Source organism: Streptosporangium album (genome assembly GCF_014203795.1).
In the GTDB taxonomy this organism is placed as follows: Bacteria; Actinomycetota; Actinomycetes; order Streptosporangiales; family Streptosporangiaceae; genus Streptosporangium; species Streptosporangium album.
Window position 1 is genome coordinate 2,013,564 of sequence record NZ_JACHJU010000001.1, and the last position, 23,511, is coordinate 2,037,074.

A 23,511-nucleotide genomic window follows, 5' to 3' on the forward strand; every position below is an offset into this window, starting at 1 on the left:
CCACGGCCGGCACGGCACCGGGTCGGCCTCTCCGCGCCGGGGCCCGGACGGCTCCTTCACGATACGGCTCGCGCCCGGCCAAATCGGGCGCAAGCCGTAGGTGCGAAACTACCGCTGGAACCGGGGGAACGCCGCGCGACCCGCGTAGCGGGCGGCGTCGTCGAGAAGCTCCTCGATGCGGAGCAGCTGGTTGTACTTGGCCACGCGGTCGGAGCGGGCCGGGGCGCCGGTCTTGATCTGGCCGCAGTTGGTGGCCACGGCGAGATCGGCGATCGTGGTGTCCTCGGTCTCGCCGGAGCGGTGGCTCATCATGCAGCGGTAGCCGTTGCGGTGGGCCAGGTCCACGGCGTCGAGCGTCTCGGTCAGGGTGCCGATCTGGTTGACCTTGACCAGCAGCGCGTTGGCGGTGCCTTCGGCGATGCCGCGGGCCAGCCGCTCGGGGTTGGTCACGAACAGGTCGTCGCCGACGAGCTGGACCTTGTCGCCGAGTGCCCTGGTGATGGCGTTCCAGCCCTCCCAGTCGCTCTCGTCCAGCGGGTCCTCGATGGAGACCAGCGGGTAGTTGGCGACCAGGTCCTCGTAGAAGGCGACCAGTTCGGCGGCCGACAGCCCCTTGCCGTCGATGGTGTAGACGCCGTCCGAGTGGAACTCCGAGGCGGCCACGTCGAGCGCCAGCCCGACGTCCTCGCCGGGCACGTAGCCGGCCTTCTCGATGGCGACCAGGATCAGGTCCAGCGCGTCGCGGTTGGAGGGCAGGTTCGGCGCGAAGCCGCCCTCGTCACCCAGGCCGGTGGCGTAGCCCTTCTCCTTCAGCACGGCCTTGAGCGCGTGGTAGACCTCGGTCCCCATCCGCACGGCCTCGCGGAACGACTCCGCGCCGATCGGCGCGATCATGAACTCCTGGATGTCCACGTTGGTGTCGGCGTGCGCGCCACCGTTGAGGATGTTCATCATCGGGACGGGGAGCACGTGCGCGTTCGGCCCGCCGAGGTAGCGGAACAGCGGCAGCTCGGCGCTCTCGGCGGCGGCCTTGGCCACGGCCAGGGAGACCCCCAGGATGGCGTTGGCGCCCAGCCGGGCCTTGTTGGGCGTGCCGTCCAGGTCGATCATGACCTGGTCGATGCTGCGCTGCTCGGCGGCGTCGAACCCGATGATCTCGTCGGCGATCTCGTCGGTCACGCCGAGAACGGCCTTCTCCACGCCCTTGCCGCCGTAGCGCTCGTCGCCGTCACGCAGCTCCACGGCCTCGAACTGGCCGGTGGACGCGCCGCTCGGAACGGCGGCGCGGGCCTCGCTGCCGTCGTCCAGCAGGATGTCGACCTCGACCGTCGGGTTGCCCCTGGAGTCAAGGATCTCGCGGGCGGTGACGCCCTCGATGGAAGCCACGAAGCGCTCCTAAAGTCGCAGGACAGTTTGCCTCAGAAGCCTACCGAGGCTTACTTGCCGGTGTGGCGGCCGCCATACCCGGACGGCCTGGCGCGCCGCGGGGCACGCCGCCGGGGAACACGCCCCCCTGGGAACATGCCGCTTTCACGGCACTCCGCCCGGGAACGCGCCGCACTCAGGACACCCCGCTCCGGGGACCGCCGCCCGACTCCCAGGCACGGACCCGCTCGCGATAGGCGCGGGCGGCGGCGCGCAGCTCGGCCTCCGGGTCGAGGCCGGCCGCGTGCGCCTGCCGTACGAGCTCGAAGAGCCGCCCGCCCAGGCCCTCGGCGGGCTCGGAGGGCTCAGAGGAGAGGTCGGCGGGGGCTCCGGCGCGCTCGGCGCGCCGGAGGAGCTGAGCGGTCAGGGACAGCGCGGGCTGGCCCATCGGGACACCGTCCAGGACGGATCCCGCGTCGCCGCCGTTCTTGGCCGCGCGCTCGGCGGCCTTGATGGTCTCCCAGTTGTCGCTGACCTCCTCGGCGCCCTCCACCCGGGTGTCGGCGAAGACGTGCGGGTGGCGGCGGACGAGCTTGGCGACGATCCCCTCGGCCACGTCGTCGATGTCGAACCCGTCGGAGCGCTCGCGGGCGACCCGCGCGTGGAAGGCCACCTGCAGGAGCAGGTCGCCCAGCTCCTCACGGAGGGCGGCGTGGTCGCCCTCCTCGATGGTCTCCAGCACCTCGTAGGCCTCTTCGAGGAGGTACGGCGCCAGCGACTCGTGGGTCTGCTCGGCGTCCCAGGGGCAGCCCGTCCGGAGGCGGTCCATCACCGCGACCAGGTCGAGCAGCCGGGCTCCCGGCAGGTCGTAGGAGCCCGGCACCACCTCGATCACCGGCGGGTCCTCCAGCGCCACGGCCGCGTAGCCGATGGAGCGCATCAGCGTCTCGTCGGCCTCCAGCCACACCACGGTCCCGGTGACCGCCTCCCGCACCAGCGCCGCCGGGTCCGGCGTCACGACCTCGACGGCGATCCCCGCGTCGGCGAGGTAGGGCAGGTGCGGGTGGTCCGCCGACGCGGTGCGCACCGGACCGTCCTGGAGGACCTGCCACGCATGACGGCTGAGCAGCCCCGGGGCGACCCGGGGCGAGGTGGTGACGACGATCAGGGGCATGCCACCGAGGTTACTGCTGCGGCGCGGACTCGGCCTGGGCGGCGGGGACCTTGCCGAAGCGGTCGCCGGTGAGGAAGATGCGCGGCTGCTGCTGGCTCGGCTGCGCGTTGAACGTGCCGTAGCGGGGGTTCCAGTCGATCTTCACCGCCTGGACGTCCTTGCTCGCCTGCGCCGTGCCACGCTGCAGGGCGGCCTGGTCGGTGCCTCCGCCGTACTTGGCCGCGAGCTTGCTGGCCATCAGGCTCGCCTTGGCGTAAGCGCGCATCTCCGACGGCGGCACGGCCTGCTGGAGCATCTGCTGCTCGTACTTGGCCTGGCCACCGGCGGCCGTGATCAACTGGTCGACCTCCCCCTCGGTCGCCGTGACACCTTGGCGCTCGGCCGCGATGGTGAGCTGCTTGGCGGTGGCGGTCTGGTACAGCACGAGCTGCGGGAGGCTTCCGTAGGACTGCAGCTGCTCCGCGGAACCGCCGGCCTTGGTCAGCGCGGCCTCCAGCTCCCGCACGTTGCCGTCCAGCTGGCTGGAGCTGATCCGCTGCCCGCCCACGATGGCCGCGGCACCGGCCTGCGTCGGAGAGCAGGCGGTCAGCGCGACACCCGCGGCGGCGACCGCCAGGATGATACGCACTCGAGTCGACTTCACACGCGTTCCCTTCACGACAAACGCCGCTTACTTTACCGGCATGTTCTCAAGGAACATGGCCTCGACCAGGTCACCGCACCACCTGAGCAGATCCAGGTCGCGCAGCGGCTGGCCGCCGAGTGGTCTGGTCTTGGGGACGGGCACCAGCAACGTACCGCTCGCCTGCTTCAGCAGTGCCTTCGGGTACAGCCGCTGGAGCCTGACCTGCTGGGAGTCCCTGAGCGTCACCGGGGCGAATCTGATGTTCTGCCCCTGCAGGGTGACGTCGGTCAGACCGGCCAGGCGGGCGCGGATCCGGAACCGGGCGACCTCCAGCAGGTTCTCCACCTCCTGGGGCGGCCTGCCGTACCGGTCGACGAGCTCGTCGCGCACCTCGGCGGCCTGGACGTCGGAGCCGATGGCGGCGATCCGCTTGTAGGCCTCCAGTCGCAACCGCTCGGAGGTCACGTAGTCGTGCGGGATGTGCGCGTTGATCGGCAGCTCGACCTTGACGTCCGGCCGCTCCTCCTCCACGGGACCACCCGACAGCTTGGCCTTCTGCTCCTGCACCGCCTCCGCCATCATGCGCACGTAGAGGTCGAAGCCGACGCCCGCGATGAAGCCGGACTGCTCGGCTCCCAGGATGTTGCCCGCGCCGCGGATCTCCAGGTCCTTCATCGCGACGTACATGCCCGCGCCCATCTCCGTGTGCTGGGAGATGGTGGCCAGGCGCTCGTGGGCGGTCTCGGTGAGCGGCTTCTCCGGGGGGTAGAGGAAGTAGGCGTAACCGCGCTCTCGGCCCCGGCCGACCCGGCCGCGGAGCTGATGGAGCTGGGAGAGGCCGTAGTTGTCGGCCCGGTCGACGATCAGCGTGTTGGCGTTGGGCACGTCGAGGCCGGACTCGACGATCGTGGTGCAGACGAGCACGTCGAAGTCACGCTCCCAGAACCCCACCATGATCTTCTCAAGCTGGTGCTCCTGCATCTGGCCGTGCGCGACGGCGATCCTGGCCTCGGGCACGAGTTCGTGCAGCATGGCCGCGACCTTGTTGATGCTGGCCACCCGGTTGTGGACGAAGAAGACCTGGCCGTCGCGCATCAGCTCGCGCCGGATCGCGGCGCCGATCTGCTTGTTGTCGTAGGGGCCGACGAAGGTGAGGATCGGGTGGCGCTCCTCCGGCGGGGTGAGGATCGTCGACATCTCGCGGATGCCGGTGATCCCCATCTCCAGCGTGCGCGGGATCGGCGTGGCGGACATGGCCAGCACGTCGACCTGCGTGCGCAGGTGCTTCATGGTCTCCTTGTGCTCGACGCCGAACCGCTGCTCCTCGTCGATGATGATCAGGCCCAGCTCCTTGAACCTGACCTCTGGCGAGAACAGCCGGTGCGTGCCGATCACCACGTCCACCGAGCCGTCGCGCATGCCCTCCATCGTCGCCTTGACCTCGCCGTCGCTCTGGAAGCGCGACATCGGCCGCACGTTCAGCGGGAACCCGGAGAACCGCTCGGCGAAGGTGGACAGGTGCTGCTGGACCAGCAGCGTGGTCGGCACCAGCACCGCCACCTGCTTGCCGTCCTGCACGGCCTTGAAGGCCGCCCGCACCGCGATCTCCGTCTTGCCGTAGCCGACGTCGCCGCAGATCAGCCGGTCCATCGGGATCGGGCGCTCCATGTCGCGCTTGACCTCGTCGATGGCCTCAAGCTGGTCACCGGTCTCGGCGTAGGGGAAGGCGTCCTCCATCTCCCGCTGCCACGGCGTGTCGGGCCCGAACGCGTGCCCCGGCGAGGCCATCCGTGCGGAGTAGAGGCGGATCAGCTCCCCGGCGATCTCCTTGACCGCCTTCTTCGCCTTGGTCTTGGCCTTGGCCCAGTCGGCGCCGCCCATCCGGTTGAGCGTGGGCGACTCGCCGCCGACATAGCGGGTGACCTCGTCGAGCTGGTCGGTCGGCACGTAGAGCCGGTCGCCCCTGGCGTACTCGATCACCAGGTATTCGCGGGTGGCGCCCTGTACGGTCCGCTGCACCATCTCGATGTAGCGTCCCACGCCGTGCTGCTCGTGCACCACATGGTCGCCGACCTTGAGCTGGAGCGGGTCGACCATGTTGCGCCGCTTGGAGGGCAGCCGCCGCATGTCCTTGGTGGACGCCTTCTGCCCGACCAGGTCCAGATGGGTCAGCACAGCCAGGTCGGGGCCGACGAAGCCGTGCTCGATCAGGCCCGTGCTGACGTGGACGACCTTCGCGTCCGGCGCCCGGTCGATCTCCCGTTCCAGCCGTGCCGGCAGGTCCACGCCCTTGAGCAGCTCGACCATCCGCTCGGCGGGGCCGTGCCCCTCGCTGAGCAGCACGACGACCTTGTGCTCGTCCAGCCAGCCCTTGATGTCGCCCAGCGCCCGCTGCGTGTCGCCTCGGTAGGCCTCCGCCTCGTGTGCCGCGAGGACCAGCCCGTCGCCGAGGTCGTCGCCGCCGAACGGCGCGATCGACCACCAGGGCTGGCCGAGCTCGCGCGCGTGCTCGCGGATGTCCTCCAGTGTCTGGAACGCCGCCGCGCCCAGGTCGATCGGCGCCTCCCCACCGGAGGCGGCATTGATCCAGGACGCCTCCAGGAACTCCTGGCTGGTGCGCACCAGCTCGTCGGCACGGCCGCGGATGCGCTCCGGGTCACACACGAACACCGCCGCCTGCTCCGGCAGGTGGTCGACGAGCAGGTCCATCTCCCCGGCGAGCACCGGCGCGAACGCCTCCATGCCCTCCATGGGGACGCCCTCGGCGAGCTGGTCGAGGATCTCGGCCAGCGCGGGGTGTTGCCCGGCGAGCTCCCGTGCCCGCTCCCTGACGTCCGCCGTCAGCAGCAACTCGCGGCAGGGGGCCGCGAACAGCCCCTCCTCCGCCACCTCCAGCGACCGCTGGTCGGCCACCTTGAACCAGCGGATCTCCTCGACGCTGTCACCCCAGAACTCCAGCCGCAGCGGGTGCTCCTCGGTCGGCGGGAACACGTCCAGCAGGCCGCCCCTGACGGCCACCTCACCGCGCTTCTCCACCATGTCGACCCGGTTGTAGCCGTTCTCCACAAGCCGGTGGACGACGCCTTCGAGATCGGCGTCGTCGCCGGCGCGCAGCCGTACCGGCCGCAGGTCGCCCAGGCCGCGCACGATCGGCTGGAGCACCGCCCGGACCGGCGCGACGATCACCCGTAGCGGGCCCGCGGCGGCGTCCCCCTCGACCGGGTGAGCCAGCCTGCGCAGGACGGCGAGCCGCTGGCCCACCGTGTCGCCGCGCGGCGACAGCCGCTCATGCGGCAGCGTCTCCCATGCCGGGAAGACCGCGACCGTGCTCGGGTCGAGAAGGCCGGTGAGCGCCGCGGCGAGATCCTCGGCCTCGCGGCCGGTGGCGGTCACCGCCAGGACGGTCCGCCCCTCGTCCTTGGCCCCCTCCCTCGCCAGCGCGGCCACGGTGAACGGCCGCAGCGCGGGCGGCGCGATCAGCGACACGTCGGAGGAGTCTCCCCCTCGGAGGTCCTCAAGGGCGGAGGCCAGTTTCGGCTCCGCGACGACAAGGTCCAGCAGTCCGGAAAGGCTCATCAGATTTGCCCACAGCCCCACGACGGCAACACGACAGGCCCCCGGCCATCAGGGCGCGGGGGTCACCCCCCAAGGTTACTTGCCCCGGCGACCGGCCTTCCGCAGAGAGACCGCTCCCGCAGCGGAGGGAAATGCACGATGAATCGTGTTGAGATGACTACTCTTAGTTACATGTCAGAGGTACGGTCGGTCGTCGCTCGAGACGACATATTCAGTCGGCGGATCCGCGAGCAGTGGACGGGGCAGTCAGGTCGGCGGCTCGACGCCCTGATCGCCGGGTGCGGGTGGCCCGAGCCGCTGCAGCTGGAGCTGGATGAGATGGAGGCGCGGATCACCGGCGTCGACGAGGATCTGCCGGTGCTGCGGACCAGCACCTCCGCGCGCAAGGACCTGGACTCCTGGACGCTGGGAGACCTGCGCTCGGTGCCGGTGGCGCCGAGGGCGTTCGACATCATCTACGTGTCGTTCCTGCTGGAGCGGATCGAGCATCCTGAGCTCGTGCTCGACCGGCTGCTCACCGGCCTGCGGCCGGGCGGGCTGCTGCTGCTGCAGATGCGCGACAGGACCTCCGCCTACGGGACGTGGGACCGGCTGATGCCCTCGGCGCTGCGGCGGCTGCTGTGGCACAGGTTCGCCCCGGCCGGCGCCGTGGGGCCCCTACCTTCCTGCTACGGGCAGATCACCTCGCGCGAGGGGATGCACTCCTTCTGCCTGACACGCGGGCTCATGGTGACCGACGACTCCTCCGCCACGAGCGGACCAGCGCTGCGCGGCCCGCTGGGCGGGCTGACGCGCACCGCCTGCTCGATACTGGAGACCCTCTCCAGGGGTCGGTGGCGCGCCTCCCACGATGAGATCATCATGGTGATCCGCAAGCCCCAGAGCCACTTCGCCCGGCTGGTCTGAGAGGCGACCGGCTGGTGCCGGGGGGCCGGAGTAGGTAAGGTGGCAAAATCCGACTAATTCGATCGGGATTGTGGAGCTGATGACGGCGCCTTTCGACTGGACCCCCGACGCTCATGAGCTGGCCGATCTGGAGCTGCTGCTCTCCGGCGCGTTCCAGCCGTTGACGGGCTTCCTGAACTCGGCGGACGCGCACGCGGTGGAGGATCACGGCATGCTGGCGGACGGCACGCCGTGGCCCGCGCCCGTGTCGCTCACCCTGCCCGGCGACCACCCCGCCGCCGCCGGCGACCGGATCACGCTACGCGACCCCGAGGGCGCCGCGCTGGCCGTACTGACCGTCACCGAGCGTGTGGGCACTTCCGTCGCCGGACCGGTGGAGGCGCTGGACGAGCCCGAGCACGGACCGTTCGCACGGCTGCGCCGCACTCCCGCCGAGATCCGCAAGGAGCTCGCCGACCGGGAGGTGCTGGCGGTCACCATGCGCGGCCCGCTGGACGACCTGGAGGAGATCAGAGCGACCGCCGAGGAGCTGGACGCGGCGATCCTGCTGCTCCCGCTGGCCTTCGGCGAAGGCGGGCCCGCGGTGGTCCGCGCCGCCCTCAAAGCCCGTGACCGGCTCCCCGAGGGCACGCTCGTGGCCGTGGTGCCGCTCGCTCCCCGGCAGGATCCCAGCATCGACCTGGAACTGCGCGAGCACGTGGCCGAAGCCTACGGCGCGACGGAGCACCTGGCCGGCCCCGAACCCGTGACGCTCCCCGGGCCGCCGCACCGGCGGGGGCTGGTGGTCTTCTTCACCGGCCTGTCGGGCTCCGGCAAGTCCACCGTCGCGCGGGGGCTGCGGGACACGCTGGCCGAACGCGGCAGCCGTACGGTCACCTACCTCGACGGCGACGTGGTCCGCCGCCTGCTGTCGGCGGGGCTGAGCTTCTCCAGGGAGGACCGCGACCTGAACATCCGCCGGATCGGGTTCGTCGCCGCCGAGGCCGCCCGGCACGGCGGGCTGGCGATCTGCGCGCCCATAGCGCCCTACGCCGCCACCCGTGACGAGGTCCGCGCGATGGTCGAAGCCGTCGGCGCCGACTTCCTGCTGGTCCATGTGGCCACCCCGCTCGCCGAGTGCGAGCGCCGCGACCGCAAGGGACTCTACGCCAAGGCCCGGGCCGGGCTCATCCCCGAGTTCACCGGCGTCTCCGACCCCTACGAGGAGCCCGACGACGCGGACCTGGTCATCGACACCACGTCGATCAGCGTGGAGCGGGCCGTCCAGCAGGTGCTGGACCCGCTGATCCAGGGAGGGTGGGTCCGCTGAGGACGCAGGCATGCGCGGTGAACCAGAAGAAGGGGTGAACGGCCGATGGCCATCGACCTCCCGCTCGCCGTCGGCTCGTTCCTCGTCGCGATCGTCGTCGGCCTGACCGGCATGGGCGGCGGCGCGCTGATGACGCCGATGATGATGCTGTTCTTCAACGTGCCGCCGCTGGCGGCCGTCTCCAGCGATCTCGTCGCCTCCGCCGTGATGAAGCCGGTCGGCGGGATCGTCCACATGCGGCGGGGCACGGTCAGCCTGCGGCTGGTCGGCTGGCTGTGCGCGGGATCGGTGCCCGCGGCCTTCTGCGGAGTGCTCGTGGCCCGGGCCTTCGGGGACGGGGAGCAGGTCCAGCAGACGATCAAATACGCCCTGGGCGGCGCGCTGCTGCTGGCCGTCGCCGGGCTGGTCGCCAAGGCCTGGCTCTCGCGGCACGAGGGTCGCAGGGGGAAGGCCTCGGCGGACCTCGGCGAGATCGTCGTGCGCCCATTTCCGACCTTACTGGTCGGTACAATTGGTGGTCTGGTCGTCGGGATCTCCTCCGTGGGCTCAGGATCGTTGATCATCGTGGCGCTGCTCGCGCTCTACCCCGCGCTGAAGGCCAACCAGCTCGTCGGCACCGACCTCGTCCAGGCCGTGCCGCTGGTCATGTCGGCCGCCCTCGGCCACCTGCTCTTCGGTGACTTCCAACTCGACGTCACCACCTCGCTGCTGGCCGGCTCGATCCCCGGCGTCTACCTGGGCGCGCGGATCTCCGCCCGGGCGCCTGGCGGGATCATCCGGGCACTGCTCGCGGTGGTGCTGCTGGCCTCCGCGTTGAAGCTCCTCGACGTGGGAAACGCGGCCACCCTCTGGATCCTGGCCGGCGCCGTGGCGGCCGGGGCCGTCGGATGGTCACTGCTCAGGGACCGCGCCCGCCCGGAGGTAGGGGTCGCGGGCGAGGTCGGAGAAGGTCCGCAGGCCGCCGGGAGTGGTGTCGAACCGGGTGTCTCCCCGAGGCGCGCGCGGTGAGTCGAAGTAGACCAGCGCCTTGATCTGCGGGTAGAGCCGCATCTCCCGGCGGACCGAGGAGAAGAACGCCTCCTTGAACCCGGGCTCGGCGCGGCGCTCGAACACACCCCACTCGGCGATCATGATGGGCTTCGCCGGGAAGTGCGACTGCATCCACCGATAGAACCCGGGCCATCCGGCGAATCCCTCGCGGGTCTTGTTGACCAGCCCGTCGAAGCTGTGCACCCTGTCGTCGACGTAGGGGTCCATGGCCACCCAGTCGACCACGTCGTCACCGGGGTAGAGCCTCTCGAACCAGGGCTCGGCCGCCCAGTTCGGCGCGCCCATGTAGGTCATGACCGTGACCGCGTTCGTCACGCCCCGCTGCCTCAGGCGCAGCACCACGTGCCGGAACATCGCGGAGTAGTCCTCGGCGGTCATGCCCGAACCCGGCTCCTCCCGCACGTCGTTCTCCGGCTCGTGGTGCACGGTCAGGAAGAACCTCTCGGGGAAGCTCCCGCGGATGTGGTCGGCCAGCCGGTCGATCCGCCGGTCGATCGCACCGCCGGCGATCTCCGCCCAGGTGTGGCCGAAGGACGGCTTCCAGTTGACCAGCAGGAGCCTGCGGCGGGCGGGATCGCGCGCGATCGCGCGCTCCTCGGAGGTCGGGAAGAGCTCCGAGCCCCGGTGGTAGACGTGCATGATGTCGGCCGGTCGGCCCATACGCCCCTCGGTCTGCTCCAGCGCCGGCCCGGGGCGCCTCCCGGTGAAGACCTCCGGCGCGACCCCCCACCATGCCCCGCACGAGGGGACGAGCCTGGCGGTGACCTCGCAGGCGGGGGCCGACGGGCGGATGCCCAGCATGGCGTTGACCCGGGCCGTCATGCGCTCCGGCGAGTCCTCGGTAACCGCCGGAGGGTGACCGCAGGCGCCCATTCCGAGGACCAGAACGAGACCCACGCCGCCAATTATCATCTTGCGCGACAATATCCCCAAAAAGGTATTTATCCCATACAACGGTCCCTCACAGATGCTCCGCTCACGCATTTCCCGGCTTTACTCGCATCACACCTTCCCACCCCCCGGACGTGCCATGTCACAGAGTTCGCCGGACCGCACCATACTTCACCTAGAGAAGGGGAGAAATGTCGGACAAACACTAGTTATCTCGCCGTGATTGACAATGACGACCCGAAGAAAAACTTGCGTATCGGGTCGGAGAAATGGCGAGCCGACCTATAGTTCCTAGGGTCCTGAAGCGTCAACGCCGCCCGAAAGGGACCGCATAATGAGCCTGCCGCCGGACGTCCCGGTCCGCCGCTCCGGCGGAGAGCCGGCGGACTACACGTCCCTTCTCCGTCGCAGATGGCCGACCCTCCTGATCTTCCTCGCGGCCGGGCTCGGCGGCGGCGCCGCCCTGTTCCAGCTCACCCCTCCCGCCTACACCGCCTCCACCCAGGTGCTGGTGGCCGCGACGGGCCTCCCCGAACAGACCAACCAGGTGACCAATCGGCAGCGCGAGCCGCTCAACCTCGACACCGAGGTGCAGATCGCCCAGTCCGCGACGGTCGCCAAGAAGGTCAAGACCGCGCTCAAGAGCACGCCGGGGCCCGTCGAGGTGTCCGTGCCGCCCAACACCTCGGTTCTGCAGATCTCCTACACCGCCGCCGACCCGCGCACCGCGGTCGCCGGGGCCGACGCCTATGCCCAGGCCTATCTGGCCAACCGGCGCGAGTCCACCACACAGGCACTGGACGCCCAGCTCAAGGCGCTTCTCGCCAAGCTGAAACAGGTCAGCGCGAGCCTGGTCACGGTGGTGGACTCGCTCCCCGCGCTGGCGCGGGGCACGGCCGAGCGGACCATCGCCCTGCAGCGGCAGAACGTCCTCAGCCGACAGGTCTACAACCTCACCGTCAAATACGACGCGCTCAAGACCATCGCCGTCACCCCGGGATCGGTGATCAGCGACGCGGTCACGCCGGCCAGGCCCAGCTCCCCCAGCGCCCCCCTCAACCTCGGCAGCGGCCTCATGCTCGGGCTGCTCGCCGGAGCCGGGGTCGCCTGGGGCCGCGACCGTCTGGACACCCGGATCCGCCAGGGCTCCGACGTAAAGCGCCTGACCGGCCTCGACATCGTCAGCGCACGGGAGATCAAGGAGCTGACGGGCACGGGGAGTGCCGTGCTGCTGGTCAGCGTGCCGGGTACGACCTCGCGGGAGGTGACGCAGGCCGTGCGGCAGCTCAACGAACGCGGGATCCCGGTGATCGGCGCGATCGTCACCCCGCCGGGCGAGCCGTCTGACACCTACAACCCCCGCGACTCCGGCCCGTCCTCCACGAGGAGGACCTCCACCCGGAGCCGGCGTGCGCCGGGCCCGCCCCCGAGCGACACGCTGGTCTTTCCGGCATGAGAGGCCTGCACCGGGCGGCGTGGCCGATCGCCGCGCTGCTGGTGGGATATCCGCTGTGGTGGGCGCTGGGCTTCGGCGGGCTGTCGGTGATCGTGCTGGCGGTGCCGATGGGGCTGATCCTCCTGCGGCGGCGGCCGATCAGGGCACCGCGGGGGTTCGGGCTCTGGCTGCTGCTCCTGGCGGGCTACCTGGTCAGCGCCCTCATGCTCGACGAGATGCCCCCGGACACCTACGGCGAGTTCAGCGCCGGGCGGGTGATCGGCTACGTGATGCGACTGCTCCTCTACATCTCACTAATGATCATGGTGCTCTACCTGGGCAACCTCACCGAGCGGGAGCTGCCCCAGCTCACGCTGGTGCGCATGCTCGGCACGCTGTTCGTCACCACCGTCGTGGGTGGCCTCGTGGGCGTGATCGCTCCGCACGCCGACTTCACCTCGCCGGTCGAGCGGGTCCTGCCCGGGTGGGTCAGCGGCAACTCCTTCGTCCACAACCTGATCCACCCCACCACCGCCCAGGTGCAGAAGGTCCTCGGCCACGCCTCCCCTCGCCCGGAGGCCCCGTTCGAGTGGGCCAACGCCTGGGGCAGCAACATCTCGGTGCTGCTCATCTGGTTCGTGGTCGGCTGGTGGGTGTACGGCGGGCCGCGCAGGCGCCTGGCCGTGGCCCCGCTGATCGCCCTGGCCGCCGTCCCGATCGTCTACTCCCTCAACCGCGGCCTCTGGATCGGCCTGGGCGTCGCCGTCGCCTACCTGTTCCTGCGGCTGGGCACGCGGGCCCGTGTCGTGGTCTGCTCGGCCACCGCCTGCGGGGCGCTGGTGTTCTTCCTCAGCCCGCTGCAGGCGATGGTGGCCCAGCGGCTGGACAACCCGCACAGCAACGACATCCGCGCCTTCACCGTGTCGGCGACCGTCGCCGCCGCGGGCACCTCCCCGGTCATCGGCTACGGCAACACCCGCAACGCGACGGGTAACCACCGCACGGTCACCACGGGGAAGACCGACTGGTGTGACACCTGCGGCCATCCCCCGCTGGGCAGCGACGGCCAGCTCTGGCACCTGCTGATCACGCAGGGGTTCGTCGGAGCCGCGCTCTACGTGGCGTTCTTCACCGGGGCCATCCGCCGTCACTGGCACGACCGGAGCCCGATCGGTCTGGCCGGAGTCCTGGTGATGATCCTGACCCTGCTCTACATGTTCGTCTACGACGGGCTGGTCACGCCGCTCAGCCTGTATCTGATCTCGTTCGCGCTGCTCTGGAGAAACGGGATGGCGGGCGGGGTCACATGAGCGACGCCCGTGTCCGGCTGCGCTACCTCGGCGAGACCCTCGACCTGCTGTTCCCCGGTTCCGGCGAGGCCCGGCCCTACAGCGTGCTCCCCCACTCCCTTCTCCCCCGCAGGCTGGCCCCCCGCGCCTGGTGGCATCCCGGCAGGAAGATCATGGTTCCGTCGGGGGAGGCCACGATCGCGACCTACCTCAGCGAGGTGCTGAGCGCCCCGGTCCGGGTCGTGCTGCACGTCCGGCCCGCCCTGCGGATCAACCGCAAGCCCATCCTGGAGGCCCACACCCCGGACGGGCTGGCCGCCTTCGTGAAGATCGGCGACACCGACCGGGTCCGCGAGCTCCTCGCGAACGAGGCACGGACCCTTCACCTGCTGGCCGGCGTGCCGCTGAAGACCGTCGTCGCGCCGTCCGTGCTGCACCACGGATCCTGGCGCGGTCTGTCCGTGCTCGCGCTCAGCCCGCTCCCCGTACGGCGTGGCCGGATCCCCGCAGACCTGCTCGTCGACGCCATCGACGAGATCAGCCGGATTCCCGACCGTGGGTCCGCCTGGCACGGCGACTTCTCCCCGTGGAACATCGCGCGCGGAGCGGACGGGCGGCTGCTGGTCTGGGACTGGGAACGGTTCGCCACCGGGGTGCCACCCGGCTTCGACGCCGTCCACCACTTCTTCCAGCGCGCCCTGCGCCGCGCCGACCCGGTGACCGCCGCACGGGCCTGCCTGGCGCAGGCCCTGCCCGTCCTCGCGCCGTTCGGGCTGTCGGCCGCAGAGGCCAAGCTGACCGCCATCCGTTACCTGATCGCGCTGGCGGACCGGCACGCGGCCGACGGTCACACCCCGTTCGGGCCGCCCGAGCGCTGGCTCAACCCCGTCGTCGACTTCCAGGAGACCCTCACGTGAAGCTCAGGCTGAAGCGTTCCGTCCACGCCCTCTCGCGGACCACCGGACGCCTCACCGCCCGGAGCCGGGTGCTGCCCTCCTTCCTGATCGCCGGGGCGCAGCGCTCCGGTACCACCTCCCTCTACCGGGCGTTGGCCCAGCATCCGCTGATCCTCAAGCCGGTGCTGCACAAGGGCGTGCACTACTTCGACGTGGCCTACGGCCGGGGCCTCCTCTGGTATCGCGCGCACTTCCCACTGCGGGCCACGGCCTCCCGGCTGGCAAACCGGTACGGCTGCCGGCCCCAGGCCTTCGAGTCGTCGCCCTACTACCTGTTCCACCCGCTCGCCTGCTCCAGGATCGCCTGGGACCTGCCCGGGGTGAAGGTGATCGTGCTGGTCCGCGACCCGGTGGAACGCGCCTTCTCCGCCCACGCCCACGAGCTGGCGCGGGGCTTCGAGACCGAGGCGTCCTTCCCCAGGGCCGTGGAGCTGGAGGAGAGCAGGCTGGCCGGGGCGGTGGAGGGGCTGCGCGCGTCGCCCTATTCGCTGAACCACTCCCACCGCCACCACGCCTACCTGGCACGAGGCCGCTATGCCGGGCAGCTCGCCCCGCTGGAGGCGCTGATCGGCCGGGACCGGTTGCTCGTCCTGGACAGCGGGCGCTTCTTCTCCGAACCGGAGGTCGTCTACGACCGGGTGCTGGAGTTCCTCGGGCTGCCGCACATCGGCGATCCGGTGTTCGAGCGGCACAACGCCCGGCCCCGGCCGGCACCGATGCCCGAGTCGCTGCGCCGGGAGCTGACCGACCACTTCGAGGAATCCGACACCCTGCTGACCTCGTGGCTCGGCACGGAGCCGACATGGCGGCGCTGACCTCCACCCGCCTGCCCCGCCTGACCGGGGTGGCGCGGGGCGGGCTGGCCGGGCTGATGGGAGCCGGCATCGGCGCCACCGCGCAGTTCGGGGTGGTCGTTCTGGTCACCCGCGGGACCGGGCAGGAGGCCGCGGGCACCTTCTTCACGGCGACCGCGCTCTGCCTGATGGCCGGCGGAATCCTGCGGATGGACGCCGGCAACGGGTTGATCTACTTCATCGCCCGGTCCCGGCCGTTCGGATACCGCTGCACCCGCGGCTACGTCCGCGCGGCGCTCGTCCCCGTCGCAATCCTCTCGTTGCTCGTCGGGGCGGCGGCCGCCCTGGCCGCGCCCGACCCCACGGTCCGGGTGCTGGCCGCGGCGCTGCCGGTGATGGTCTGCGCCGACATCGTGGTGGCCGCGACCCGCGGGTCCGGCGCGATGCGGCCGACCGTGCTGCTGGACGGCATGCTCCAGCCGGTCACCCAGCTCGTGCTCATCGGTGCCGTGGTGCTGACGGGCGCGGAGTCGGTGCCGCTGCTCGCGGCGGCCTGGGCGCTGCCGTCCCTGCCTGTCCTGGTGCTGTCGGTGCTCTGGCTGCGCCGCCGGCTGCCGTACACGCACCACCTGCCGGGCACCGCCCACGACTTCTGGCGCTACACCTGGCCCCGGTCGATGGCCGCCGCGATCCAGGCGGTGTTCCAGCGGTTCGACATCGTGGTCGTGGCGGTGCTCGCCGGACCGGTCGAGGCGGCGGTGTACACCGCCGCCACCCGGTTCAAAGTCGTCGGCCAGCTCGTCAACCAGGGGCTGGCCCAGGCCGTGCAGCCGCGGCTGGTGCGTGCGCTGGCCGGTGGTGACCTGGCGCGCTCCCGCGAGCTGTACCAGTCGGCCACCATGTGGCTCGTCCTGTTGACCTGGCCGATCTGGCTGGGCTATGCCGTGCTCGCGCCGTGGCTGCTCGACCTGTTCGGCGGTGACTACGCCTCCGGCGTCCCGGTGGCGCTCGTGCTGGCCGTGACGATGATGCTGGCCACCGCCTGCGGCATGGCCGACGTGGTGCTGACCTCCGCCGGGCACACCGGTTCCAGCCTGGCCAATCTGGTCGCCGCCATCGCGGTGACCGTGGCGCTGGACGTGGCGCTGGTCCCCGCCTGCGGGGCGCTCGGCGCCGCCCTCGGCTGGGCCGGGGGCATGCTGGTCAAGAACCTGCTCCCCCTGTGGCTGATCCACCGCCGTTACGGGCTGCGCCCCTTCGGCGTCCACAGCCTGGCCGCACTGACGTCGTGGCGGGTGCGATGACACCCGTCCTGGTGACCGGGCTGCCGAGGAGCGGGACGAGCTGGACGGGCAAGATGCTCGCGGCGAGCGGTGAGCTGGTCTACGTCAACGAGCCGCTGAACCCGCAGCGCCCGCCGGGGCGCTCCCCCGGGGTGCTCAACGCCCAGGTCGCCCATCGCTTCCAGTACATCTGCCCGGACAACGACGGAGCCTGGCTGCCCGCCTTCACCGACACGGTCGCGCTGCGCTACCGGTTCATCGCCGAGCTGCGCCGCAACCGCTCGCCGTACGACCTGGCCCGGATGGCCCGGTACGGCACCGCCTTCACGTTCGGCCGGCTGGCCGGGCGCCGGGCTCTGCTGGACGACCCGTTCGCGCTGTTCTCGGCCGGCTGGTTCGCCGAGCGGCTGGGCTGCAGGGTGGTCATCCTGCTGCGCGACGCCGTGTCGTTCGTCGGGAGCTGGCAGCGGCTCGGCTGGACGATCTACTTCCATGAGCTGCTCGAACAGCCGTTGCTCCTCCGCGACCACCCTCACCTTGAGGCGCTCCGCCCACTGGTGGGCTGCCAGGACAGGGTCGTCAAGGCCGTCGCGCTGTGGCGCGCGGCCCGGACGGTCGCCACCGACCTGGCCGCACGGCATCCGGGGATCCTGCTGGCCCGCTACGAGGACCTGGCCGCCGCCCCGCAGCGCGGCTTCCGTCACCTGTACGAGTGGTCGGGCCTGACATGGTCCGCCCGCGCCGAGGAGCGCATCTCCCGCGCGTGTACGGCGGCCGCCACCGGCACCGGCGGCTTCGCCTGGAGTGGTCTGTCCCGCACCGCCTACCGGCCGATGGACTCCCGCCAGGCGCTGGCCGCGGCGGCCGGACGCCTGACCTCGGATGAGATCCGCAGGGTCAGGGAACTGACCACCCTGTAGTCCTTCCGTCTCCGGCCGCCCCGGGCGTGTGACAGCTCCGGGCCATGGCAGGAGCATCCTGGCCGCAACCGGCGGTGGAGGCCGATCAGCTCGCGGTGAACCGCATCATGAGCCTGCCGGTTGCGTACTCCTGCCGGGGGATGTCGGCGAGGACGCGGACGACCTTCCCTTTCATGTCGGCGATGACGAGCCGGTGGGGATCTTCCGTCTCGTCGACGAGCATGACGTGGGCATCGTTGTACCAGCCGATGAATCTACTCACGGCGGGGATCGGGAATGTCGCCCGCCGCCGGCCGGTATTTCACGCACATGAAGTCGGCCTGGGTTTTACGGTTCTCGCCGCTGACGTGGCAGCACGTTACCGGGGTTGAGCTCACGGTGAACGATCCCGGCCTGGTGGATGGCGACCAGTGCGGTCATCGTGCCGATCGCGAGCCGGTGCAGTGCCGCACCCCGCAGCGGTCCGCCCTCTTCGACGGCCTCCTGAAGGGTCGGGCCGTCGATGTACTCACTGACGACGTACGGCCGGGCGCCGAACGTACCGGTCTCGATGACCTGGGCGGTGCAGAAGGCGGAAACCTGCCGGAATTCCTCAACCTTGGCCAGGAACCGCCCGGCTCTGGTCAGACCCGCATGGAGCAGTTTGATCGCGACGTGCTCGCCTTCTGGCCCTTTCGCAAGGTAGACGGTGCTCACGCGCCGCGAATGCAGCCGTTCGCCCGGCTGGTGTTCACCATGAGGTTATCTCAGTCATAAGTGGACGATCAGGAGAAAAGTCGGCGGAACAGGCAGGAGGTGAGCAGCCAGAGCGCGAACGGCAGGTCGTGGAGCAGGTAGCGGCGGGCCAGCCGGCCCGGCTCGTTGAGCAGCCGGAAGAGCCATTCCAGCCCCGCCCTCTGCATCCATGTTGGCGCCCGGCGCACCGCGCCGGCCGCGAAGGCGATGGCCGAGCCGCAGCCGACGAACCAGGTGCCGGGCAGGTCCTTGCGGAGCATCGCGATGAGCCGGTCCTGTTTGGGGAAGCCGAGCCCGACGAAGACCAGCCGGGGGCCGGCCGCCACCACGGCGTCCCTGAGGCCGGGGTAATTCTCGGGGGTGGCCTCGAACCCGTACGGCGGGGTGTCCGTTCCCGCGACGAGCAGTCCGGGGTAACGGCCGGTCAGACGGTCGGCCGCCTGTCTGGCCACCCCCGGCGGGCCACCGAGCAGGTAGATCGGGTAGCGGTAGAAGGTGGCGGCCTCCGTCAGGGACCAGATCAGGTCGGCGCCGGCGACCCGGCTGGGCAGGGGCGTGCCGAGCAGCTTCGCCGCCCACACCAGTGGCATGCCGTCGGCCACCACGAGGTCGGCGCCCTCGATGATCTTTCGTACGTCGGGGTCTCGGGCGGCGGCCCAGCTGATGTCGACGTTCGGGGTGACCAGATGGCCGCCTTCTCCCCGTTTCAGTGTGTCGATCACGTGGTCGACGACCTCGCCCTCGGTCATCGGGTCGAGCGCGAGACCGGCCACATGCACCCTGCGGCGCAGGCGCCTGCGGGTGGCCCTGTCCGGCCGCGGCCGCTGGTGTGGGACGCTCAGCGCCTCGTGGATGGCCCGCAGCGCCATCAGATGCCGTACCCGCGGTGATGCAACGTGCTGAGCACGGCCTGGGCCGACACCAGGCCGGCCGCCACGGCGAGCGCGATGGGGGCACGGGGTTCGCCGTGCCGTGCGGTGAAGGCCCGCCAGGCCCAGCGGCCCGCCTCCCGTCGCCGGCCGAGGGCCGCGTGGTGGAAGGCGAGTTGACCGTAGACCCGCGCCGCGCCGCGCGGATCCACGGCCAGATCAGAGTGCCGGGCGAGCATCCACTCCAGCCCGGCGATCCGGTCGGCCCAGCGGGTCGCGTACAGGGAACCGCCCCAGCGGACGCGCACCAGAGGACGGTCGACATGCACGATCGGGTGGCGTGCGGCCGCGCGTAACGCCAGGTCCCAGTCCTCGTTCTGGCCGCCCGGCGCGCTCTCGTCGACCCAGAACGCGCCACGCCGGAACAGGAACGTCGAGGAGTGCACCATCACCATGCGGGAGCGCAGCAGGTGGGCCCGGGTGACCAGATCGGTCCCGGCGAGCCGGGTGACGCGGCGCGAGCCGTACTCGATCTCTATGGCGGAGCTGGCGAACTCCGCGGCCGGAACCGCCTCCAACGCGGCGACCTGCGCGGCGACCTTGCCGGGCAGCCACTGGTCGTCGTCGTCGCAGAAGGCCACCAGGTCGGTGCCGAGTGCCGCGATGCCGGTGTTGCGCGCCCCCGGCAGGCCGGGGCAGAGCCGGTTGGCGACCACCCGGACACTGCGTGGGACCGTCTCCTCCTGCCGGGCAGTCAGCGCCCGGCTGGCCAGCAGGTCGGCCAGTTGGTCGGTGACCAGTCCCGGATCACCGCCGTCCACGACGATCACGATCTCCATCGGCCCGGAGTGGTCCTGGCTGAGCGCGGCACGCGTGGCCGAGCGCAACTGGTCGGGCCGACGCCCTCGCGTGGGGATGACCACGCCCACCGATTGACTCACGCCAGCCTCCCGAGGTATCCGTACTTGTTCATGAGTGGCCAGGTCAGTGCGGTGACCAGGCGTTGGTGCCGGGCTGAGGCGGCGGTGCGCCAGCCGTCGTCCGGAATCAGGCCGATCCGGCCGACCGTGAAGCGCACGGGGTTTCCCGAGGCCGTGTGGGCCATCGAGAGCTCGGCCTCGCTCCCGGCCAGGAAGTCGAGACGGGGCCGGAGCCCGATCCTGGCGACCAGACGCCTGAGCGTGCCGGCGGGGGCTTCGAGAAGGTCTTCGTAGCGGACCCGGGTGACGGAGACGCCTCTGCGTGCCAGGAGTTCGAGGCTGAGGTTCTGAGCCAGCCAGTGCATCGAGGTGCGGGCCGGCGACCATCGGGTCATCGGACGGCCGTCCTCGGGTCGAGCGACCCGCCGGCCCCAGGAGTGCGCGACCGCCCGGGGGTCGCGGACGACGTGCACGACGTGCACGTCGACCCCTGCGGCGGCCAGACAGAAGGCCAGGGAGGCGTGCTTGCTGGAGTCGATCACGATCGGACAACCGGCCGCCTCTCCCGCGGCGTCATAGAGGCGGCGGTGGGCGGCGACGTACTCCCCGAGTCCGGTCAGGCCGGGAGACGGCCACACGGCGGAGGTGCCCGCCTGCTCCTCGGTGAGGAGCTGGGCCAGGGTGGGGATGCGCCGGGTCCGGTCCACCTGCTGTCTGAGAGTGAGCATCCGGTGGGCCAGTCTCTCCGACCAGCCGCCGAACGCGCGCTCGCCGACCTTGGACCAGAACGGGCACGAGCCGAACGGCCGTCCGCACCCGCAGGCCTCATCCGCGAGCACGCCTCTCGTCCAGAGGTGGACGACCTCCCCCAGGGGCGCGATGCCGGGCACCTCGCCGAGGAGGCGCTCCAGCAGCGTGGTGCCGCTACGGCCGAGGCCGCCCACGAAAACGACCCGGGTTGGGGAGGGACTATCAGACACAGGCACGAATCCTTACCCGACGGATACGGAACGTGCCGAGATTAGCGCGGAGAGTGACCAAGCGGTCAAGGAACAGACAAAGGATCTACCCGGTAGATGCCAGGGCCCGGCCGGTGACGGGACGGCCCTCTGTGCCGCGTCCGTGCTGCGGACGCGGCACAGAGGGCCGGTCATGCGGTGTGGCGAGGGAGGGCGTTGTCGGCCGCGGCGGAGGGGGGCGTGCGCACCAGGCGACCGGAACGGGCCCTACTTCGCGTCGACGATCATCCCCGCGCCCACGGTGTTGCTGGTGGATTCGTCCACCAGGATGAAGCCGCCGGTCAGGCGGTTTCTCGCGTAGTCGTCCACGAACAGCGGCTGGGTGACGCGGAGCGAGACCCGTCCGATCTCGTTCAGACCGAGCGAGGGGGCCGCCTCGTCGCGGTGCAGGGTGTTGACGTCCAGCCGGTAGTGCAGATCGCGGACCAGGGCGCGGGCCGTGCGGGTGGTGTGCTTGATGGTCAGCTTGGTCCGCGGGGCCAGCTTGCCGGCGTCGGTCATCCAGCAGATCATCGCCTCCAGCTCCTGGGCGACGTGCGGCTGGTTGTTCGGACGGCAGATCATGTCGCCGCGCGAGATGTCGATGTCGTCCTCCAGCCGGAGGGTCACCGACATCGGCGCGAACGCCTCCTCCACCGGCCCGTCGAAGGTGTCGATCGACGCGATCCGCGTGGCCAGGCCGGAGGGCAGGTGCACGACCTCGTCGCCCGGCTTGAGCACGCCCCCGGCGACCTGTCCGGCGTAGCCCCGGTAGTCGTGGAAGGCCGGATCCGTGGCCCGCTGCGGGCGGATGACGTACTGCACGGGAAAGCGCACGTCGACCAGGTTCCGGTCGGAGGCGATGTGCACATGCTCCAGGTGGTGCAGCAGGGAGGAGCCGTTGTACCAGGGCATGTTCTCCGAACGCGAGACCACGTTGTCGCCGTGCAGCGCCGAGATCGGGATGAACGTCAGGTCGGGCGCGTTCAGCTTCGCCGCGAACGAGCTGAACTCCTCTCGGATCTCCTCGAACCGCTCCTGGGAGTAGTCGACGAGGTCCATCTTGTTCACGGCCAGCACCAGGTGCGGCACGCGCAGCAGCGTGGTCAGGAACGCGTGCCGCCGTGACTGCTCCAGGACGCCCTTGCGCGCGTCGATCAGCACGATCGCCAGGTCGGCCGTGGAGGCGCCGGTGACCATGTTCCGGGTGTATTGGATGTGCCCGGGGGTGTCGGCGATGATGAACTTGCGCTTGGGGGTGGCGAAGTAGCGGTAGGCCACGTCGATCGTGATCCCCTGCTCGCGCTCGGCCCGCAGGCCGTCGGTCAGCAGCGACAGGTCGGTGTATTCGGTGCCGCGGTCACGGGAGGTGCGCTCGACGGCCTCGAGCTGGTCCTCGAAGATCGCCTTGGAGTCGAAGAGCAGCCGCCCGATGAGGGTCGACTTTCCGTCGTCGACGCTTCCCGCCGTGGCAAAGCGAAGAATATCCATCAGAAGTAGCCTTCCCTCTTGCGGTCTTCCATCGAGGCCTCGGAGGCGCGGTCATCGGCACGGGTGGCGCCGCGCTCGGTGATCCGGGTGACGGCGATCTCGTCGATGATCTCCTCGACCGTCGCGGCGGCGGACTGGACGGCGCCGGTGCAGGTCACGTCGCCGACTGTGCGGTAGCGGACCACCGCTTCGAAAAGTGGCTCGTCCTCGTCTCGAGTGATGAAATCGCTGTCGGCCAGCAGCATGCCGTCCCTTTCGAACACCTTGCGCGTGTGCGCGTAGTAGATCGACGGGATCTCGATGCCCTCGCGGCGGATGTAGTCCCAGATGTCGAGCTCGGTCCAGTTGGACAGCGGGAACACCCGGATGTGCTCGCCCTTGCGGATCCTGGCGTTGTAGAGGTTCCACAGCTCGGGGCGCTGGCTCTTCGGGTCCCACTGGCCGAACTCGTCGCGGAAGGAGAACACCCGCTCCTTGGCGCGGGCCTTCTCCTCGTCGCGGCGGGCGCCGCCGAACACCGCGTCGTACTCGTTGTCCTCGATCGCGTCCAGCAGAGTGGTGGTCTGCAGACGGTTGCGGGAGGCCCTGCGGCCGGTCTCCTCGGTCACCCGGCCGGCGTCGATGGACTCCTGCACGCTGGCCACGACCAGTCGGGCGCCCAGTTCCTCGGCACGGCGGTCACGGAACTCGATGACCTCCGAGAAGTTGTGCCCGGTGTCCACGTGCATCAGCGGGAAGGGAATCGGCGCGGGCCAGAAGGCCTTCTCCGCGATGCGGAGCATGACGATGGAATCTTTGCCGCCGGAGAAGAGCAGACACGGACGCTCGAACTCGGCCGCCACCTCACGCATGATGTGAATGGCCTCTGCCTCGAGGACATCGAGCTGCGACGTTGTGTAGTCGCTCTGGAGCATCAGACTCTCCT

The 23,511-nt window shown here is 70.6% G+C and carries 21 protein-coding genes; 9 read left to right on the plus strand and 12 right to left on the minus strand.

The window, feature by feature from the left end:
* Window positions 1–108: 108 nt before the first annotated feature.
* The 4 genes from eno to mfd all read right to left on the minus strand — a co-directional run bounded on the left by eno (window position 109) and on the right by mfd (window position 6,740).
* Window positions 109–1,386, minus strand: a complete 1,278-nt coding sequence (gene eno / locus FHR32_RS09425) for a phosphopyruvate hydratase (RefSeq protein ID WP_184753959.1) — start codon at window positions 1,384–1,386, stop codon at window positions 109–111.
* 175 nt (window positions 1,387–1,561) lie between these two features.
* Window positions 1,562–2,539 carry a nucleoside triphosphate pyrophosphohydrolase gene (locus tag FHR32_RS09430; protein WP_184753960.1) on the minus strand — a complete coding sequence of 326 codons (978 nt, stop codon included), beginning with the start codon at window positions 2,537–2,539 and terminating at the stop codon, window positions 1,562–1,564.
* Window positions 2,540–2,549: 10 nt separating this feature from the next.
* Window positions 2,550–3,182: a SurA N-terminal domain-containing protein gene (locus tag FHR32_RS09435; RefSeq protein ID WP_184753961.1), complete on the minus strand. Its 633-nt coding sequence runs from the start codon at window positions 3,180–3,182 to the stop codon at window positions 2,550–2,552.
* Between the two features lie 27 nt (window positions 3,183–3,209).
* Window positions 3,210–6,740 carry a transcription-repair coupling factor gene (mfd, locus tag FHR32_RS09440; protein WP_184753962.1) on the minus strand — a complete coding sequence of 1,177 codons (3,531 nt, stop codon included), beginning with the start codon at window positions 6,738–6,740 and terminating at the stop codon, window positions 3,210–3,212.
* A 171-nt stretch (window positions 6,741–6,911) separates the two neighbouring features.
* Between mfd and FHR32_RS09445 the strand changes: the two genes are divergently transcribed.
* The 3 genes from FHR32_RS09445 to FHR32_RS09455 all read left to right on the plus strand — a co-directional run bounded on the left by FHR32_RS09445 (window position 6,912) and on the right by FHR32_RS09455 (window position 9,963).
* Window positions 6,912–7,646 carry a methyltransferase domain-containing protein gene (locus FHR32_RS09445; protein ID WP_184753963.1) on the plus strand — a complete coding sequence of 245 codons (735 nt, stop codon included), beginning with the start codon at window positions 6,912–6,914 and terminating at the stop codon, window positions 7,644–7,646.
* A 79-nt stretch (window positions 7,647–7,725) separates the two neighbouring features.
* On the plus strand, window positions 7,726–8,955 hold the full coding sequence (cysC, locus tag FHR32_RS09450) for an adenylyl-sulfate kinase (RefSeq protein ID WP_184753964.1): 1,230 nt from the start codon (window positions 7,726–7,728) through the stop codon (window positions 8,953–8,955).
* Between the two features lie 45 nt (window positions 8,956–9,000).
* Window positions 9,001–9,963: a sulfite exporter TauE/SafE family protein gene (locus FHR32_RS09455; protein WP_184753965.1), complete on the plus strand. Its 963-nt coding sequence runs from the start codon at window positions 9,001–9,003 to the stop codon at window positions 9,961–9,963.
* On the opposite strand, the gene FHR32_RS09460 is transcribed toward FHR32_RS09455, so the two are convergent.
* On the minus strand, window positions 9,847–10,902 hold the full coding sequence (locus FHR32_RS09460; protein ID WP_312882205.1) for a glycoside hydrolase family 26 protein: 1,056 nt from the start codon (window positions 10,900–10,902) through the stop codon (window positions 9,847–9,849). The two genes, FHR32_RS09455 and FHR32_RS09460, sit on opposite strands and share 117 nt — an antisense overlap.
* Window positions 10,903–11,230: 328 nt before the next feature.
* Here FHR32_RS09460 and FHR32_RS09465 point away from each other — a divergent pair, with 328 nt between their 5' ends.
* Genes FHR32_RS09465 through FHR32_RS09490 form a run of 6 tightly spaced genes read left to right on the plus strand, consistent with a single transcriptional unit; the run spans window position 11,231 to window position 17,573 of the window.
* Window positions 11,231–12,352: a Wzz/FepE/Etk N-terminal domain-containing protein gene (locus FHR32_RS09465; protein ID WP_184753967.1), complete on the plus strand. Its 1,122-nt coding sequence runs from the start codon at window positions 11,231–11,233 to the stop codon at window positions 12,350–12,352.
* The gene (locus FHR32_RS09470; RefSeq protein ID WP_184753968.1) at window positions 12,349–13,641 is read left to right on the plus strand and encodes a hypothetical protein; all 1,293 of its coding nucleotides are present in this window, start codon (window positions 12,349–12,351) and stop codon (window positions 13,639–13,641) included. The genes FHR32_RS09465 and FHR32_RS09470 overlap by 4 nt, the downstream gene beginning before the upstream one ends.
* Window positions 13,638–14,537: an RIO2 family protein gene (locus FHR32_RS09475; RefSeq protein ID WP_184753969.1), complete on the plus strand. Its 900-nt coding sequence runs from the start codon at window positions 13,638–13,640 to the stop codon at window positions 14,535–14,537. The genes FHR32_RS09470 and FHR32_RS09475 overlap by 4 nt, the downstream gene beginning before the upstream one ends.
* On the plus strand, window positions 14,534–15,391 hold the full coding sequence (locus FHR32_RS09480) for a sulfotransferase domain-containing protein (RefSeq protein ID WP_184753970.1): 858 nt from the start codon (window positions 14,534–14,536) through the stop codon (window positions 15,389–15,391). The genes FHR32_RS09475 and FHR32_RS09480 overlap by 4 nt, the downstream gene beginning before the upstream one ends.
* Window positions 15,379–16,674, plus strand: coding sequence for a lipopolysaccharide biosynthesis protein (locus FHR32_RS09485; RefSeq protein ID WP_184753971.1), 1,296 nt, complete (start codon window positions 15,379–15,381; stop codon window positions 16,672–16,674). The genes FHR32_RS09480 and FHR32_RS09485 overlap by 13 nt, the downstream gene beginning before the upstream one ends.
* A complete protein-coding gene (locus tag FHR32_RS09490; protein ID WP_184753972.1) occupies window positions 16,671–17,573 on the plus strand; it encodes a sulfotransferase in 903 nt (300 codons plus the stop codon). The genes FHR32_RS09485 and FHR32_RS09490 overlap by 4 nt, the downstream gene beginning before the upstream one ends.
* An 85-nt stretch (window positions 17,574–17,658) precedes the next feature.
* Here the strand turns inward: FHR32_RS09490 and FHR32_RS09495 are convergent, their stop codons facing one another.
* The 7 genes from FHR32_RS09495 to cysD all read right to left on the minus strand — a co-directional run bounded on the left by FHR32_RS09495 (window position 17,659) and on the right by cysD (window position 23,500).
* Window positions 17,659–17,835 (minus strand): hypothetical protein, encoded by a 177-nt coding sequence (locus FHR32_RS09495; RefSeq protein WP_184753973.1) that lies wholly within the window; start codon window positions 17,833–17,835, stop codon window positions 17,659–17,661.
* Between the two features lie 65 nt (window positions 17,836–17,900).
* Window positions 17,901–18,269 (minus strand): protein kinase domain-containing protein, encoded by a 369-nt coding sequence (locus tag FHR32_RS09500; protein WP_312882208.1) that lies wholly within the window; start codon window positions 18,267–18,269, stop codon window positions 17,901–17,903.
* A 68-nt stretch (window positions 18,270–18,337) separates the two neighbouring features.
* The gene (locus tag FHR32_RS09505; RefSeq protein ID WP_184753974.1) at window positions 18,338–19,177 is read right to left on the minus strand and encodes a WecB/TagA/CpsF family glycosyltransferase; all 840 of its coding nucleotides are present in this window, start codon (window positions 19,175–19,177) and stop codon (window positions 18,338–18,340) included.
* Window positions 19,177–20,118 (minus strand): glycosyltransferase family 2 protein, encoded by a 942-nt coding sequence (locus FHR32_RS09510; protein WP_184753975.1) that lies wholly within the window; start codon window positions 20,116–20,118, stop codon window positions 19,177–19,179. Before FHR32_RS09510 ends, FHR32_RS09505 begins: the two co-directional genes overlap by 1 nt.
* Window positions 20,115–21,077, minus strand: coding sequence for a sulfotransferase (locus tag FHR32_RS09515; RefSeq protein ID WP_184753976.1), 963 nt, complete (start codon window positions 21,075–21,077; stop codon window positions 20,115–20,117). The genes FHR32_RS09510 and FHR32_RS09515 overlap by 4 nt, the downstream gene beginning before the upstream one ends.
* Window positions 21,078–21,323: 246 nt before the next feature.
* The gene (gene cysN, locus FHR32_RS09520; RefSeq protein WP_184753977.1) at window positions 21,324–22,586 is read right to left on the minus strand and encodes a sulfate adenylyltransferase subunit CysN; all 1,263 of its coding nucleotides are present in this window, start codon (window positions 22,584–22,586) and stop codon (window positions 21,324–21,326) included.
* Window positions 22,586–23,500, minus strand: coding sequence for a sulfate adenylyltransferase subunit CysD (gene cysD / locus FHR32_RS09525; RefSeq protein ID WP_184753978.1), 915 nt, complete (start codon window positions 23,498–23,500; stop codon window positions 22,586–22,588). Before cysD ends, cysN begins: the two co-directional genes overlap by 1 nt.
* Window positions 23,501–23,511: the final 11 nt, after the last annotated feature.